This is a genomic window from Micromonospora cabrerizensis, assembly GCF_022230955.1.
Classification (GTDB): domain Bacteria; phylum Actinomycetota; class Actinomycetes; order Mycobacteriales; family Micromonosporaceae; genus Micromonospora; species Micromonospora cabrerizensis.
In genome coordinates, this window is sequence record NZ_JAKKFI010000101.1 from 22,401 (window position 1) to 37,856 (window position 15,456).

The window sequence follows — 15,456 nt, forward strand, 5'->3', positions numbered from 1 at the left end:
CCTTCCGAACGCCGTCGTACCGCACCGATAGGCTCACGACCGTGACCGAACCCGCACAGCTCAGCCACGTCGACCGTGCTGGCGCGGCCCGCATGGTCGACGTCTCCGCCAAGGCGGTGACCGGCCGGCTGGCCGTCGCGGCCGGCCGTCTTCGGACCACACCCGAGGTCATCGACCTGCTGCATCGTGACGGGTTGCCCAAGGGTGACGCGTTGGCGGTCGGTCGGCTGGCCGGGATCATGGGGGCGAAGCGCACTCCCGACCTGATCCCGCTGTGCCACCCGATCGCCCTGCACGGCGTCACTGTCGACCTGCAACTGACCGCCGACACGGTGGAGATCACGGCCACCGCTCGCACGGCGGACCGCACGGGGGTGGAGATGGAGGCGCTGACGGCGGTTGCCGTCGCCGGTCTCGCCCTGGTCGACATGGTCAAGGCGGTCGACCCGGCGGCCTCGGTGGAGGCTGTCCGGGTGCTGCGCAAGGAGGGCGGCAAGACCGGCGAGTGGGTTCGGCCGGAGGATCGGCCGTGATCCGGGCTCGGGTGATCGTCGCGTCCAACCGGGCCGCAGCCGGCGTCTACGCCGACACCAGCGGTCCACTGCTCGCCGCCGGCCTGCGCGAGCTGGGGTGCCAGGTCGACGAGCCGGTGGTGGTGCCCGACGGGGAGCCGGTCGGTGCCGCCCTGCGGGCCGCCCGCGCCGACGGCGTCGACGTGGTGCTGACCAGCGGTGGCACCGGGGTGACCCCGTCGGATCGGACACCGGATGTGACCCGGGTTCTACTGGACTACGAGATCCCCGGCATCGCGGAGGCGATCCGCGCGCACAGCCGCGACCGGGTGCCCACGTCGGTGCTGTCCCGGGGTCTGGCCGGGGTGGCTGGTCGGATGCTCGTGGTCAACCTGCCCGGCTCGACCGGTGGCGCCCGGGACGGCCTGGCCGTGCTCGGGCCGATCCTCGGGCACACCATCGACCAGTTGCGCGGCGGCGACCACTGACGTTCCCGGGCTCCGCCCACCGACGGTTCGCGGCCCCGACCACTGATGTTCCCGGGCTCCGCCCACCGGCCGGTCCACGCCAGGCCCCGACGGGTGTCGGTCCGTGCCGATAGGCTCGGTCGGTGAGCACGGAAACCGCACCTACCGCGGATCGGGTCGTCGCACCCCCACCTGCCGGCTGGGAGGAAGCGCGGTCGCGGGTCTACGCGGTCGGTCTGGCCGCCGCACTGCCCGCCGTCGCCCGACCGTTGGCCGACATCGACGGGTCCACCCTCGCTGAGCCGTTGACCACCCGCACCGACCTGCCCGCCTTCCCGACCTCCAGCGTGGACGGCTGGGCGGTGCGCGGCACCGGCCCGTGGCGGGTCGTCGGCCGTGTGTTGGCGGGCAGCACTCCCGCGCCGCTCACCGACGACGGCACGACCGTCGAGATCGCGACCGGAGCCATGGTGCCCGAGGGCGCCACCGCCGTGCTCCGCGTCGAGGAGTCCACGACCGTCGACGGCCTGGTCCGCGGCACTCCCCGGGAGACGCCGGAGTGGCGGCAACCCGGCGAGGAGGCGTACGCCGATGAGGAGCTGTTGCCGGTCGGCACGCCGGTCGACCCGGCGGTGATCGGCCTGGCAGCCTCCTGCGGGCACGACACGCTGCGGGTCCGGCGAGCGCCGCGCGCCGCGCTGCTCGTCTTCGGCGACGAGCTGCTGACCGCGGGCCCGCCCGCAGCCGGTCGTGTCCGGGACGCGCTGGGCCCGGCGGTGCCCGGGTGGCTGCGACGGTACGGCTGTCAGGTCCGCCCGTCCGACGTGGTCGGCCCGGTGGCCGACACGCTGCCGGCGCACGTGGCGGCCCTGCGCTCGGCGTTGGCCAGTGCGGACCTGGTCTGCACCACCGGGGGCACGATGAACGGCCCGGTCGACCACCTGCACCCGACCCTGGAAGCGCTCGGCGCCGACTACGTGGTCAACACGGTCGCGGTCCGGCCGGGCTTCCCGATGCTCCTGGCCCGGCTTGCCGGCCACGACGGGCGGATCCGCTTCGTGGCGGGGCTGCCGGGCAACCCGCAGTCCGCCATCGTCGCGCTGGTGTCGCTGGTGGCTCCGCTGCTTGCCGGCCTCCAGGGCCGCTCGATGCCGGTGCTGCCGCAGGCCACCCTGGCCGAGGCGGTGCCCGGTCGCGGTGACCACACCCACCTGGCGCTGGTCCGACTGGACCGGGCCGCCGGCACCGCGTCTCCGGTGCGACACGTCGGCTCGGCCATGCTGCGTGGCCTGGCCGGCGCGGACGGGTTCGCCGTCATCCGGCCCGGCACCAGCGGTGCGCCGGGTGACCGGGTGCCCATCGTGCCGCTGCCGTTGCTTCCTGGGGAGCGTGCGTCATGACCGCACCCGCGATCACCTTCGGCGAGGTCACCGACCAGCCGCTCGACCTCGCCACCCACGAGGCGGCGGTCGCCGACCACCGGGCGGGTGCCGTGGTCTCGTTCCAGGGCGTGGTCCGCGACCACGACCACGGGCGTCAGGTCACGAGCCTGGAATATGAAGGGCACCCGAGCGCCGCGCAGGTGCTGCGCGAGGTGGCCGCCGAGATCGCCGCGGAGCCCGACGTCTACGCGGTGGCGGTCTCGCACCGGGTCGGCCCGCTGGCGATCGGTGACGTGGCGCTGGTCGCCGCGGTGAGCACCGCACACCGGGCGGCGGCCTTCGCGGCCTGCGCCCGGCTGGTCGACGAGGTCAAGGCGCGCCTGCCGATCTGGAAGCGGCAGGTCTTCACCGATGGCACAGAGGAATGGGTCAACTGCCCCTGAGCCCGTTTCAGCGGCGGCCGTTGACCGCCACGGCCCTGGCGATCCGGTCGCCGTAGAACGCCGGCTCCGCACCGGGCCGCCAGGGCAGCGCGGCGACCAGCACGATCAGCGCGACCGCGAGCGAGTTCTCCATGAGCGCTCCGAAGAGACCGTCCTGGTAGTGCGACATCTCCGGTAGCTGGTGCTCGTACGGCCAGATCGGGGAGATCAGGAAGAGCAGGTAGAGCCCGATCGCGGCGACCCCGTGGCGGAGCCCGGTCAGAGTGGGATACCAGATCGGTGGGCGGAGCCCGTTGACCCCGGGCAGCCCGCCGAACACCGGCCCCTGGCCGGTGCGCAGTGGCATCCCCCGACTCGCCTCCCGACGGCGTACGGCGGCATCGGCCAGCACGATGATCGCCGGGATCACCCAGACCAGGTGGTGGGTCCAGGAGATCGGGCTGATCACGTTCGCGGTCAGACCGACCAGCGTGAACGCGGTCAGCTCGTCACCGTCGGCACGGGAACTCGCCGCCCGGGACAGGCCCAGCGCCAGGATCAGCACCGAGAATGCGAACCAGAGCAGCCCGGGGGTTTCGATCGAGTCGTACAGCCGGGCGAGCAGACCCGCCAGCGACTGGTTGGGTGTCATGTCCGCCGCGCCGACCCGTTCGGTCTGCCACAACACGCTGCCGAAGTACGCCCGCGACTCGTCGCCGACGATCGCGAAGCTCGCCACCGTCACGCCGATCGTGGTGCCGATGGCGGTCGCGGCCACCCGCCACTGACGGGTGATCAGCAGGTAGGCGATGAACAGTGCCGGGGTGAGCTTGACCGCGGTGGCCAGGCCGATGCCGGCACCGGCCCAGGCCCCGCCGTAGAGGAAGCGCAGCAGGGGACCGTCGGTCGCGGCGTAGTGGGTGCCCCGGCGGGAGCGCCAACGCAGGCCGATCAGGTCAGCCATGATCAACGCGAACAGCAGGATGTTGACCTGGCCGTAGCCGAGGGTCTCCCGGGCCGGCTCGATGGCGACCGCGAGCGGCACCGCCAGGGCCACGGTGAACCACAGTGGCCACGCCAGCCGGTCCACGATGGGGCGGAGCAACCCGGCCAGCACCAGCGCCAACGCGGCGATGCTCGCGGCGGCGTTGACCATGCCGGCCATGCCGATCGGGAGCTGCGCCATCGGCAGCATGACCAGGCCGGCGAAGGGCGGGTAGGTGAAACCGAGAGTGGTTCCGGGCGCGATGAACTCATAGAGCTCGTGACCGCTCGCCCACCACACCACGGCACCGTGATAGATCTTCATGTCGAAGAAGTTGTACGGCCGCCCGAAGGTGCCGATGGCAAGCCATGCGGCGTAGGCGACGGCGGCCACGATGGCGCCCCGTACGACGTTCCTGCGATCGATCCCACGCGTCACGCGTTGGATTGGGGCGAGGCGGTCCGCCCGACTACCGACAGCCGTCGGCATGGCGCGGCCACCCCCATACCAAGGTCGTCCTACCCGTCCAGGTCCTGCACGGAGCCTAGAACGGCGCCTCACGTCAGTGCCTCCCGCGTTATGCGACCGTGTCCGATCCCACACATGTTTTTGACATTTCCACCGCGTTAACGCCTACCGGGTGGTTCAGGTAATTCGTGGCCTTAGCGGGGGGTGGGGGCCGCACGGAGACGGATCGACGCAGGTCAGCCGGGGAGCCGACGTGCGGTGGAGGCGGATCGGACGGCGATCCGGGCCTCGCGCCGGGCGGTACGGACGGCACGCTGCATGGAACGTCGAGAGTGGCCGATGCGATGACCGGTCCGCCAGCGCAGGCCGGGCTTGCCACCGGTGTCGGCAGCCGCCAACAGCAGACCGCCGAGGAGACCGAGGTTCTTCAGGGCGTGGATCTGGTTGTTGTTCTTGGCGATCGGATCGTCGTTGTTCCAGAAGGGATGCCCGGCGACGGTCACCGGCACCAGCGTCCCGGCGAGGACCAGCGCGGCGGGGCGGCTGAGCCGCCCGGTGGCCAGCATCAGACCGGCGCCGACCTGCACCGCCGCGTTGAGTCGGATCAACGTCTCGGTGTCAGTGGGGAAGCTCGGGTGCGCCTTCTTCAACAGCGGCGCGACCTTGTCGGTGACCGGCGCGGCGGCCTGCGTCAGCCGACCCGGGTTGCGGAGGTTGCGATACCCGCTGACCACGAAGATGCCGCTCAACATGGCGCGGGCGAGGGAGCGTACGGGCGTCATGGATCAGTCATACCCCTTCGGGACGTTTGCTACCCCGTCAACGGCCGGATCGGATCGGTGTTCATACACCTGCGCCACGCCGATTCGAGCGACCGTCACGGATGGACCGGTTGCGGCGGGTAACGTCGCGCGGGTGACCACGCTGCGGCTACGACCCGAGGACCCGGCCGACGCCGGCCCGGTACGCCGCGTGCTGGCCGCCGCTTTCGCCCGCCCCGACGTGGCAACGCCGCCGGAGGTGATCCTGGTCGACGAGTTGCGCGGCACCCCGGCCTGGCTGCCGCCGCTCGCCATGATCGCCGAGTACGGCGGTGAGGTGGTCGGGTACGCGCTGCTCACCCGGGTGCGTGTGCGGCCCGAGCGAGGCTCGGACGTGCCCGTCCTGGCACTCGGCCCGGTGGCGGTCGCACCACACCGCCAGCGCGTCGGGCACGGCACGGCGGTCGTGCAGGCCGCGCTGGACGCCTCCACCGAGCTGGGCGAACGACTGGTCGTGGTCCTCGGTGACCCGGCCTTCTACCGCCGGTTCGGCTTCAGCCCGGCGACGGAGCTGGGCCTCACCGGCCCGTGGGCTGGTCTCGGTGAGCCGTGGCAGGCGTTGGTGCTGCCGCCGTCCACCAGTGAGGAAGGCCCCCCACCTCGCGGCGAGGTGCTCTTTCCGGCGCCCTGGTCGAAGGTCTGACCGCGGCGACCCCCTGGCCGCCGGTCAGGCCGGTTGGGTGCGCAGGTACCTGCCGAAGTGCGGCACAGTGAAGGCGACAGTGCCCCGTTCACCCGAGTAGATCAGCCCCTTCTTGATCAGCGCGTCCCGCGCCGGGGAGAGGCTGGCGGGCTTGCGACCGAGGGCCCGGGCGATCTCGGCGGTGGGCACCGCCGCATCCATGTCGTCGCGGACCGTCGCTCCGGGCTCGCCCTCGACAGCGGACATCGTGGCCATCGCCCGCATGTACTCGCGCTCGGCGGGGGTGGCCCGTTCGAACCGGGAGCCGAAGAAACCGACCGCCAGCTCGGCCTCCGCCTCGGGCGCGGCGACCCGTACGTCGGCGGCGGTGATCGGCGAGCGCGGGGCGTGGTCCCAGGTCGCCTTGCCGTACGCCTGGACGAAGTAGGGGTAGCCGCCGGACTTCTCGTAGAGCAGGTCGAGGGCCTTCTGCTCGTACTCGACCTCCTCGCGTTCGGCGGGCGCGCAGAGCGCCTGGTCGGCGGCGATCCGGTCGAGCCGGTCGATGCGCTGGTAGCGGAACAACCGTTCGGAGTAGGACTTGGCGGCGCTGAGCACCGCCGGCAGGTGCGGCAGGCCGGCGCCGACGACGATCAGCGGCGCGCCGAGCTGGGACAGCTCGTGACAGGCGGCGCAGAGCGCCGACACGTCCTCCGGGCCGAGATCCTGCATCTCGTCGATGAAGATGGCGATGCCGGTGCCCACGTCACTGGCCACCGCGGCAGCGTCACTGAGCAGCTCGACCAGGTCGATCTCGATGTCACCGGAGTCGGCCCGGCCGCTGGCTGCCGGCACGTCGATGCCGGGTTGCCACCGGTCGCGCAGCTTCGGGGCTGCACCGGCCCGGCCGGTCGGGGCGGCGCGTTGGGCGAACGCCTTGAGGACGCCGAGGAACGCGTCGATCCGGTCGGGTGCGCGGTGTCGGGGGGCGAGCTCCCGGACCGCCATGTGCAGCGCGGCGGCGACCGGCCGACGCAACGACTGGTCCGGACGTGCCTCTATCTTGCCGCTGCCCCAGAGGCGGTTGATCGCCTGCGACCGGAGGGTGTTGAGCAGGACCGTCTTGCCGACGCCACGCAGCCCGGTGAGCATCAGGCTGCGTTCGGGGCGGCCCCGTGCGATGCGTTCCAGCACGATGTCGAAGACGTCCAGCTCCCGCCCCCGCCCGGCGAGTTCGGGCGGGCGCTGGCCGGCGCCCGGCGCGTACGGGTTGCGGACCGGATCCACGCATCGGAGAGTATCGGGCCATCTAGCTGCGGGGCTAGACATGGATAGATGGGGCTACCGGCGTGTCGACGCCGTCGAGACAAAACTAGGGCTGTCTAGCGTGGACGCTAGACAGCCCTAGTTTCGGCAATCGTCAGCTACCGCTTCTTCAGACAGAGCACGTAGTCGAACAGGTCGACCGAGTTGTCGTGCACGTAGTTCGCGGTCGCCTGTGGCGCGAGCGTCTCGCACCGGTCCCCGTCGGTGGTCGCCGGAATCCGCAGCAGCACCTGGTACGTGTTCGGACCGCACGGCACCTTGCGCAGCTCCGCGTCGTCCTCGGTGCCCTCGTTCACCACGCAGTCGCCCCTGGCGAACTCCTGGTCCGGGGTCGGTGCCGCCGACGGCGGTGCGTCGCTGGGCAGGACGGGTGGAACGACCGGCGCGCTCAACGACGGGGTGGGCGCGACGTCCTCGCTGCCGTCGGCGATCTTCCAGACCGCCCAACCGGCCAGGCCGAGGCACGGGCAGAGCACGAGCAGCACCACCAGCGTGACGATCAGGGCGATCCTGCCGCCGGTCTTCTTCACCGGCGCGACGGGCGGCATCCCGTAACCGCCGCCGGGAGGCGGTTGACCCCACGGCGCGGGTGGCTGACCCGGCATCGGACCGGCCGGCGGGAACGGGCCAGGTGGGGGGTAGCCCGGACCGGAGGCGGGCGGCGGCGCCCACATGGGCGCGGTCGGCGGCTCCGGGTTGGCGGGCGGCGGGGCCCACATGGGCGCGGTCGGCGGTTCCCCACCGCTCGGTGCCGGACCCCACTGCTGCCGGGTCGGATCCTCGACGGGCGGCGGCGGGCCCCACTGGGGCAGGGTCGGGTCGACCGGTGGCGAGCCGTCGGACCCGGTGGGTGGGCGTTGGTAAGGGTCGTCCGGCTGACCGGAACCCGCTGGTCCGTAGGTCGTCATGTCATCCCCGGGTGGTCTCAGCGTTGCTTGAGGCAGAGGACGAAGTCGAGAGTGTCCAGCTCGCTGTCGAAGAAGTACCAGTTGGTGTAGCCCTCGACCTTGCCGCACTTGGCCTCGGCGTCCCGCTCGCCACTGGTGGCGCCGTCGATCCGGCTCAGCACCTCGTACGACTTCGCGGCGCAACCGCTGATCACCAACTTGGGCTTGCCGCCTGCCGCGCCCTCGTTGCGGACGCACTGGCCCACCTTGGCGAAGCGGGGATCGGCCGACGACTCCGGCGCGGCGACACTCGGCGTCGGCTCGGCCGCGTCCGTGCTCGTGTCCGCGCTGGGCTCACCGGCGACGGCGGAACCGGTCGGTGTGGCCACCGGTGCCGAATCGCCCTGCCCACGCAGGAACCAGAACGCACCGCCGGCCGCCACCAGCAGCACGACGGCCAGCACCGCGATCAGCGGCCCCCGACCGCGCCGGCCCGGTGCCGGAGCCGGATCGCCACCGTAGGGATCGCCACCGTACGGATCGCCGGCCGGCCGGTACGGCTGCCCGCCGTACGCCTGGTTCACCCCGCTCGACCCGTACGAGCCGCCGTAGGGCGCGCCGGGTTCGCGACCGTAGGGTGCCTCGGCCCCGCCGTAGGGCGCAGCCGGCTCACGGCCGTAGGGCGTCTCCGGCCCGCCACCGTAGGGCGTGGCAGGTGGGCCGTCGTACGGCCCGGGGCGGCCCTGGGGTGCGCGCGGGTAGGACGGGACCGCCGGCGGGTAGGGCTCGGCTGCCGGCGGGTACGGCTGCTGCGCCGGCCGTTCGGGCGTCTCGTCGGGTCGTTGCCCACGCCACGGGCCCGGGTTGCCGCCACCCGGTGGTCCGTAGTTCGTCATGCCGCCCTCCTGCACGAGTGGTGAGAGGCCGGCCACCAATGCGCGACGCCGACTCCGAGGTCACCGTAGCGTGGTCCACTGATGAGCTCACCTTCACCGAGCGCCGCAGCCCTCAGCGGCAGCCGCGCGGGCGCCACGCCGACCCTGATCTGGACCGCGTTGATCGTGGTCTACCTGCTCTGGGGTTCCACCTATCTGGCCATCCGCATCACCGTGGAGACGCTGCCGCCGCTGCTGTCGGCCGCACTGCGGTTCGCCGTGGCCGGCCTGATCCTGGCGGTGGTGCTTCGGCTTCGCCGAGGGCCCGGCGCACTGCGGGTGGACCGCCGGCAGCTCGGTTCCGCCGCGCTGGTCGGGGTGCTCCTGCTGGCCGGCGGCAACGGGCTGGTGGTGCTCGCCGAGTCCGGGCCGCCCGGAGTGGCGGTGCCCTCCGGCATCGCCGCGCTGCTGGTCGCGACCGTACCGCTGCTCGTCGTGCTGTTGCGCTCCGCCAACGGCGACCGGCCGCCGCTCTGGACGTTCGCCGGGGTCACCCTGGGGTTCGCCGGTCTGGTCCTACTGGTGCTGCCCGCCGGCAGCTCGGACGCCGTACCGCTGGTGGGGGCGTTGACCGTGGTGGCGGCGGCCACCTCCTGGTCGGTCGGATCGTTCCTGTCCGGACGGATCCGGATGCCCGCCGACCCCTTCGTGGCCACGGTGTACGAGATGGTGGCCGGCGCGCTCGTGTTGGCCGTCGTCGCCGCCGGTCGGGGCGAGCTGGGGGACTTCCACCCGGCGGCGGTCAGCACCCGCTCCTGGTTGGCCCTGGTCTACCTCATGGTGGCCGGCTCGCTGGTGGCCTTCACCGCGTACGTCTGGCTGCTGCACAACGCGCCCATCTCGCTGGTGTCGACGTACGCCTACGTCAACCCGGCGGTCGCGGTCGCGCTCGGCGCGCTGCTGGTCGCCGAGCCGATCACCCCGCAGGTGCTGCTCGGTGGCGCGGTCATCGTCGCCGGGGTGGCCCTGGTGGTGAGCACCGAACGTCCCCGTCGTGTGAGCGCGGAGGCGCGATCGGGGACCGCGCCGACGGGCGACCGCCGCTAACGTCCGGCCCATGCCGACCGCTGCACTGGTCGGGGTGGCGTTGCTCGGCGGGCTGGTCGGTCTCGTCGTACCCCCGCTGGCCCGGCGTTTCACGACCCCGCCGGCCCGGCCGCCATCCCGGCGCGGTGCCCGGGTCTGGCTCGGCCCGCCGGTGGCGGCCAGCGTCTTCGCAGGTCTCGCCGTCGCGCTGGGTGACGACCCGACGCTGCCGGTGTTCCTCGCGGTGGCGGCGGTGGGGCTGGTGCTGGCTCAGGTCGACCTGGCCTGCCTGCGGCTGCCCGACCCGCTCGTCCTCGCCGCCGGGCTGCTGGCCCTCGCCGGCCTGGCCGGCGTGGCGGTGCTGGCCGACGACCCGGACCGGCTGCTCGCCGCGCTGGCGGGCGCGGTCGTCGCCGGGGCGGCGCACGTGCTGCTGGCCCTGCTTCCCGGCTCCCGGCTGGGCTTCGGGGACGTGAAACTCGCCGCCGTCCTCGGCCTGCCGCTCGGCTGGCTGGGCCGGGACGCCCTGCTCACCGGGCTGATCCTGGCGCATGTGCTGCACGGTGCTCTGGTGCTCGGCCTGCTTGCCGCGCGGCGGGTACGCCGGGACACGCTGCTGCCACTCGGGCCGGCCCTGCTCGCCGGCGCATGGCTCGGCGCCCTCCTGGGTTGACCCCTGCCGCCTGGTCACCGTGGGTGATGCCGTGGGTGGCGCATGCCCGAACGAGCGTGATACCTCACAGGCATATTTATGACTCTGAGGTATCACGCTCGTCGAGATGAGTCGGTCCGAGCGCGCGCCTTGCCGAAGGCCTGTCGGCGTCCGGGGCTCAGATCAACCGGAGCTGGCGGTCCTTCGGGCGGCGTGGCTCGGCCTCGCCGAACCGTTCGAACAGGCCGGGGTCGATGACGCCGAGGAACGGCGACGGGGAGCAGTCACGCTCCACGCCGTGCCGGGTCCGGCGGGCGGCGTGCGTGACGTACAGCCGGTCCTGGGCGCGGGTCAGGCCGACGAAGAAGAGCCGCCGCTCCTCGGCGACCGCGTCCTCGTCGGGCGTCGAGCCCGGCCAGCGCAGCGGCAGCAACCCGTCCTCGACGCCGACCAGGAAGACCACCGGGAACTCCAGGCCCTTCGCGGCGTGCAGGGTGAGCAGCGTGACCGCCTCCGCGCGCGGATCGAGCGCGTCCACCTCGGCGCCGGTGGCCAGTTGCGACAGGAACGTCTCCAGGTCGTCGCCGCAACGCCGGGCCAGGGGGGTCAGCAGGTCCACGGCCGAGCGGACGTCCTCGGGACGGACAGTGCTGCCGGCACCGTCCAGGGTGGGCACGGCGAACCGCTCCGCGACCACCTGGCCGGCCAGCCGCACCCGGGCGGCCAGCGAACCGGCCAGCCCGTCGGCGTGCCGCAGCTCGCGGGCGATGGCCGCCACCCCGGGCCGGTCCCGCAGCCGGTCGTGTGACCGCTTCTGCACCGGGATGTTGGCCCGGGTCAGGGCGTCGACGATCGGCGCGGCCTGCGCGTCGGTGCGGTACAGCACGGCGATGTCGGAGAACGACAACGAGGTGGACCGGCCGTCGATCCGGCCCGAGTCCAACGAACGGTGCGACAGCCCGCCGACCAGGTCGTCGACGGTACGGACCACGAAGTCGGCCTCCTCGGCCACCGAAGCCGCCGGGTAGCGCCCGACCAGCGGGGCCTCCGGGTCGAGCCGGGCCGGGTCCAGTCGCCGGCCACGAACCAGCGAGGACGGCGCGATGGCCTGCACGGCGGCGGCCAGGATCGGCGCCGACGAGCGGTAGTTGCGGTTGAGCCGCACCAACCGGGCGTCCGTGAAGTCCGCGGAGAAGCGCAGGAAGTAGCCGACGTCGGCGCCCCGGAACGAGTAGATCGCCTGATCCGGGTCGCCGATCGCGCACAGGTTGCCGTCCGCGGGGCTGAGCAGCCGCAGCAGCTCGTACTGCGTCGAGTCCACGTCCTGGTACTCGTCGACGAAGATCCACTGCCAGCGGTCCCGGTAGCGTTCGACCAGCTTCCGGTCGGCCCGTAGCAACTCCACCGGCAGGCTCACCAGCTCGTCCAGGTCGACCAGGTCCTGCTTGCGCAGCAGCGCCGCATAGCTGGCGCTGTCGTCGCCGGCCTCCGCCCGGGCAGCCGCGCGCTCGGTGTCGTCCGCGATGCGGAAGTCGGCCGGCAGGCCGGCGGCGTCCGCGTTCTCCCGCAGGATGGTCAACCCCAGCGCGTGGAACGTGCCGACGGTGACGTCCTCGGCGACCGGGCCGAGCAGGGCGTCGAGGCGGTGCCGCAGCTCCTCGGCGGCCCGGCGGGTGAACGTGATCGCCAGGCAGTGCTCGGGAAAGACGTTCAGCTCCGCGCAGAGGTACGCGATCCGGTGGGTGAGCGTCCGGGTCTTGCCGGTGCCCGGACCAGCCACGATGAGCAGCGGCCCGCCGGGTGCGGAGGCGGCCACCCGCTGCATCGCGTCCAGCCGGTCCAGCAGGCCGGTGCCGACCTCCTCCATCCCGGAGAGCATCGGCTCGAACGGTTCGTGCGGAGAGGGCGGTGACGCGATCGGCGGTGCCGGCGCAGGGACCTGCTTACGCTTCGGCTCCGCCTTGGCCGCCGCCGGGCGCTTGGCCGTGGCCCTGGGCGCCGGGTGCTCGGGTCGGCGCTGGGCCGGCACCGGTACGTCGAACAGCGTCTCCTGTGCCGTGCCCGCGTGGGCCCCCAGCTCGGCCGGGTCGAAGAGGGTGATCACCCCGTACTCGCCGTCGTAACCCGGCACCCGCCGGACGTCGCCGCGGCGCAACCGCCCGATGCCCTCGGCGAGCAACTCGCCGCCCGCCTGCGCGATGTCGCTCAGCGGCGTCGTGGTCAGGATCTCCAGCTCGGGGCCGAGCGCGGCGAGAAGCTCGTTGAAACGCCCCTCGACCTTCTTCGATCGCGCGCCCACCTTGTTGATCTCGCCGAGGATCTCGGCCAGTGGCACCAGGTGGGTGACGTCGCGGGCGTGCGCCGGCCGGTGCCCCTGCGGGCGGTCGGCCAGCTCCTCGATCCGGCTGAGGACGCCCACGGTCAGCGGCTTGCCACACTCGGGGCAGCGTCCGTCGGCCGCACGAGTGCGCTCCGGGGACCAGTTGACCCCACAGAGCCGGTGCCCGTCCGCGTGGTACTTGCCCTCCTCCGGGAAGAACTCGATCGTTCCGGCCAGACCGTCGCCGGTCCGCAGCGCCTCCCGGACGGCGAAGTAGTCCCGCTCGACGGCCAGCACGGTCGCCTCCCGGCCCAGAGCCGGCGGGGAGTGCGCGTCCGAGTTGGACACCAGCTGGTAGCCGTCCAGGCTGCCGACCCGCCAGTTCATCGCCGGATCGGAGGAGAGACCGGTCTCCACGGCGAAGATGTGCTCGGCCAGGTCCGCGTAACAGTCCGCGATCGCGTCGAAGCCCGACTTCGAGCCCAGCGCCGAGAACCACGGCGTCCAGATGTGCGCCGGCACCAGGTAGCCGTCTCCGCTGGCCTCCAGGGTGATCTCCAGCAGGTCGCGGGAGTCCAGGCCGAGGATCGGCCGGCCGTCCGAGCCGAGGTTGCCGATCCGGCCGAGCGCGGTGTTGAACCGCGCCACCGCGTCCAGGTCCGGCAGGTAGATCAGGTGGTGCACCTTGCGGGTCCGGTCGTCCCGCTTGTAGATGGTGGAGATCTCCACGCTCAGCATGAACCGGACCGGGTCCGCCTCCGCCGCGCCGGCGAGCCGTGGCGGCAGCCGGCGGGCGACGTCCCGTTCCGCCTCGGCGTCGAGCCGGTACAACCCCGGTTCCGCCGGGCGCAGGGTCTCTCGCAGGTGGTCGTACCAGGCGGGGTGGGTGAAGTCGCCGGTGCCGAGCAGACCGATGCCCTTACGCCGGGCCCACCACGCGAGATTCGGCAGCGTGAGGTCGCGGCTGCACGCGCGCGAGTACTTCGAGTGGATGTGCAGGTCCGCGACGAATGGCGGGAGGCCACCGGGGGGTACGGCGCTGAACGGAGGCACGCCGCATCCTGTCACGCCCGCCGCGCCGGCCGCCCGCCGCCACGCGCGGACGTGACGTCCGCTATGCCGAGCGCAACTCGACCAGACTGATCTGCGGCTCGGCACCGACCCGCACCGGCGGCCCCCAGAAACCGGCGCCGTTGGTCACGTAGACCTTGGTGCCGTCGACCTCGCCGAGCCCGCTGACCACCGGCTGCTCCAGCCGTACGGCGAGGTTGAACGGCACCATCTGCCCACCGTGGGTGTGCCCGGACAGTTGCAGGTCGACGCCGAACCGGGCCGCCTGCACCGCGGCCAGCGGCTGGTGGGCGAGCAACACCACCGGGCGACTCGGGTCACGGTCACCCAGCGCGGCGGCGAAGTCCGGCCCGGCCGCCAGGCCACTGACTCCCGTGGCGTCCAGGTCGTTCACGCCGGCCACGTCGAGCACGCCGCCCCGGGCCTGGATCTCCTGGCGCCGGTTCTGCAGGACCCGCAGGCCCAGCCGGTCGATTTCCTGGACCCACTCCTCCACCCCCGAGTAGTACTCGTGGTTGCCGGTGACGAAGAAGTTGCCGTAGCGGGAGCGCAGGTCACGCAGCGGCGCAGCGGCCGAGCCGAGCTCGGCGACCGAGCCGTCGACCAGGTCCCCGACGACCGCGACCAGGTCCGCGTCGAGCCGGTTGATCGCGGCGACGATCCGCTCGGTGTGCGCCCGCCCGCGTAGCGGACCGAGGTGGATGTCGGAGACGGTGGCGATGCGCAGGCCGTCCATGCTGCGGGGGAGCTTGGCGAGCGGGATCTGCACCCGGTCGAGGCGTGGTGGGCCGAGGGCGGTGCGGACGCCGTACCCCACGGTGCCGGTGGCGGTGAGGCCAGCGAAGATGGCCGCCCCACGGGCGAGCAGCAACCGGCGGGACGGGTCGTGATCCGGTGCCGCGACGGCGTCGGCGGCCGGCGGGTCGGTCGGCCCGGCGGCGCCGACCAGCACCGGTTCGGGGGCGGCGGCGCTCGGCTCCGCGGCAACCACCCGGCGGCGCAGCACCAGTCGGGTGACCAGCATCGGCACTTCGAGCACGACCAGCACGACGAGCAGGTAGAACATCAGCGCGAGCCACACGTAGCCCGGCCAGGCGAGCCAGTAGAGCCCGGCCTGCGTCCCGGCGAGGGTGACCGGCACGAGCAACGCCAGCACCAGGGCGGCGACCCCGCCGATCCGACGCCAGCGGCCCGGGGTGGTGGTGTCCCGGACGAGCCGCTTCCACAGGTAGAGGTGGATCAAGCCGGTGATCAGAGCCAGGACGGTCACGAACCCCAGAACCGCCAACATGCGTGTGCCTCCCTCAGCCACCCGCGAACGGGGGCAGGACATCGATCGTGGCCCCGGCCGGCAGGGGTGCCTGACGATCATGACAGGTGACGCCGTCCACCAGGAAACTCGCCGCTCGCAGCACAGCGGCGAGCCGGTCCCCGTGTCGCCGTACCAGCTCGGCCGTGAGGTCGTCGAGGGACCGGCCGGCGGGCAGGACCTCCTCGGTCTGGCCGGCGGCGGCGCGGGCCCCCGCGAAGTAGCGGACGGTCAGCGGGCTCGGGGTCACG

General features: G+C 72.9%; 15 protein-coding genes. 7 read left to right on the plus strand and 8 right to left on the minus strand.

The features are described from left to right. The first annotated feature begins 41 nt into the window (after positions 1-41). From moaC to LADH09A_RS26860, 4 genes are all read left to right on the plus strand, one after another. On the plus strand, positions 42-533 hold the full coding sequence (gene moaC, locus LADH09A_RS26845) for a cyclic pyranopterin monophosphate synthase MoaC (RefSeq protein WP_238648397.1): 492 nt from the start codon (positions 42-44) through the stop codon (positions 531-533). Beyond that, positions 530-1,000 (plus strand): MogA/MoaB family molybdenum cofactor biosynthesis protein, encoded by a 471-nt coding sequence (locus tag LADH09A_RS26850; RefSeq protein WP_238648398.1) that lies wholly within the window; start codon positions 530-532, stop codon positions 998-1,000. The genes moaC and LADH09A_RS26850 overlap by 4 nt, the downstream gene beginning before the upstream one ends. A 122-nt stretch (positions 1,001-1,122) precedes the next feature. Beyond that, the gene (locus LADH09A_RS26855; protein ID WP_238648399.1) at positions 1,123-2,379 is read left to right on the plus strand and encodes a molybdopterin molybdotransferase MoeA; all 1,257 of its coding nucleotides are present in this window, start codon (positions 1,123-1,125) and stop codon (positions 2,377-2,379) included. After that, positions 2,376-2,804: a molybdenum cofactor biosynthesis protein MoaE gene (locus LADH09A_RS26860; protein WP_238648401.1), complete on the plus strand. Its 429-nt coding sequence runs from the start codon at positions 2,376-2,378 to the stop codon at positions 2,802-2,804. The genes LADH09A_RS26855 and LADH09A_RS26860 overlap by 4 nt, the downstream gene beginning before the upstream one ends. Positions 2,805-2,811: 7 nt before the next feature. Here the strand turns inward: LADH09A_RS26860 and LADH09A_RS26865 are convergent, their stop codons facing one another. Together LADH09A_RS26865 and LADH09A_RS26870 are read right to left on the minus strand one after the other, a co-directional pair. Next, positions 2,812-4,257, minus strand: a complete 1,446-nt coding sequence (locus LADH09A_RS26865; protein ID WP_238648402.1) for a glycosyltransferase 87 family protein — start codon at positions 4,255-4,257, stop codon at positions 2,812-2,814. A gap of 215 nt (positions 4,258-4,472) precedes the next feature. After that, positions 4,473-5,018, minus strand: coding sequence for a DoxX family protein (locus LADH09A_RS26870; RefSeq protein WP_238648403.1), 546 nt, complete (start codon positions 5,016-5,018; stop codon positions 4,473-4,475). A gap of 133 nt (positions 5,019-5,151) precedes the next feature. On the opposite strand from LADH09A_RS26870, the gene LADH09A_RS26875 reads away from it, so the two are divergent. Next, complete coding sequence (locus tag LADH09A_RS26875) at positions 5,152-5,700, plus strand: GNAT family N-acetyltransferase (protein ID WP_238648404.1); 549 nt, start codon at positions 5,152-5,154, stop codon at positions 5,698-5,700. Between the two features lie 24 nt (positions 5,701-5,724). Here LADH09A_RS26875 and LADH09A_RS26880 read toward each other — a convergent pair whose 3' ends face one another. The 3 genes from LADH09A_RS26880 to LADH09A_RS26890 all read right to left on the minus strand — a co-directional run bounded on the left by LADH09A_RS26880 (position 5,725) and on the right by LADH09A_RS26890 (position 8,476). After that, positions 5,725-6,966 (minus strand): ATP-binding protein, encoded by a 1,242-nt coding sequence (locus tag LADH09A_RS26880; RefSeq protein ID WP_238648405.1) that lies wholly within the window; start codon positions 6,964-6,966, stop codon positions 5,725-5,727. Positions 6,967-7,103: 137 nt separating this feature from the next. Next, positions 7,104-7,508, minus strand: a complete 405-nt coding sequence (locus LADH09A_RS32010; protein WP_308194698.1) for an LppU/SCO3897 family protein — start codon at positions 7,506-7,508, stop codon at positions 7,104-7,106. A gap of 422 nt (positions 7,509-7,930) precedes the next feature. Then, positions 7,931-8,476, minus strand: coding sequence for an LppU/SCO3897 family protein (locus tag LADH09A_RS26890; RefSeq protein WP_372492360.1), 546 nt, complete (start codon positions 8,474-8,476; stop codon positions 7,931-7,933). Between the two features lie 393 nt (positions 8,477-8,869). On the opposite strand from LADH09A_RS26890, the gene LADH09A_RS26895 reads away from it, so the two are divergent. Both LADH09A_RS26895 and LADH09A_RS26900 read left to right on the plus strand, forming a co-directional pair. Continuing rightward, entirely contained in the window at positions 8,870-9,874 is a 1,005-nt protein-coding gene (locus LADH09A_RS26895; protein WP_238648406.1) for an EamA family transporter, read from the plus strand. A gap of 10 nt (positions 9,875-9,884) precedes the next feature. Next, entirely contained in the window at positions 9,885-10,526 is a 642-nt protein-coding gene (locus LADH09A_RS26900) for an A24 family peptidase (RefSeq protein ID WP_238648407.1), read from the plus strand. Positions 10,527-10,683: 157 nt separating this feature from the next. Here the strand turns inward: LADH09A_RS26900 and LADH09A_RS26905 are convergent, their stop codons facing one another. From LADH09A_RS26905 to LADH09A_RS26915, 3 genes are all read right to left on the minus strand, one after another. Continuing rightward, positions 10,684-13,878 carry a UvrD-helicase domain-containing protein gene (locus LADH09A_RS26905; protein WP_238648408.1) on the minus strand — a complete coding sequence of 1,065 codons (3,195 nt, stop codon included), beginning with the start codon at positions 13,876-13,878 and terminating at the stop codon, positions 10,684-10,686. 61 nt (positions 13,879-13,939) lie between these two features. Next, the gene (locus tag LADH09A_RS26910; RefSeq protein WP_238648409.1) at positions 13,940-15,187 is read right to left on the minus strand and encodes a metallophosphoesterase; all 1,248 of its coding nucleotides are present in this window, start codon (positions 15,185-15,187) and stop codon (positions 13,940-13,942) included. Between the two features lie 13 nt (positions 15,188-15,200). Next, on the minus strand, positions 15,201-15,455 hold the full coding sequence (locus LADH09A_RS26915) for a MoaD/ThiS family protein (RefSeq protein WP_238648410.1): 255 nt from the start codon (positions 15,453-15,455) through the stop codon (positions 15,201-15,203). Position 15,456 lies beyond the last annotated feature (1 nt).

Coding starts and splice junctions, on each gene's coding strand:
- LADH09A_RS26910 (WP_238648409.1), bottom strand. CDS start 15,187: ATGTTGGCGGTTCTGGGGTTCGTGACCGTCCTGGCTCTGATCACCGGC.
- LADH09A_RS26870 (WP_238648403.1), bottom strand. CDS start 5,018: ATGACGCCCGTACGCTCCCTCGCCCGCGCCATGTTGAGCGGCATCTTC.
- LADH09A_RS26860 (WP_238648401.1), top strand. CDS start 2,376: ATGACCGCACCCGCGATCACCTTCGGCGAGGTCACCGACCAGCCGCTC.
- LADH09A_RS26865 (WP_238648402.1), bottom strand. CDS start 4,257: ATGCCGACGGCTGTCGGTAGTCGGGCGGACCGCCTCGCCCCAATCCAA.
- LADH09A_RS26900 (WP_238648407.1), top strand. CDS start 9,885: ATGCCGACCGCTGCACTGGTCGGGGTGGCGTTGCTCGGCGGGCTGGTC.
- LADH09A_RS26895 (WP_238648406.1), top strand. CDS start 8,870: ATGAGCTCACCTTCACCGAGCGCCGCAGCCCTCAGCGGCAGCCGCGCG.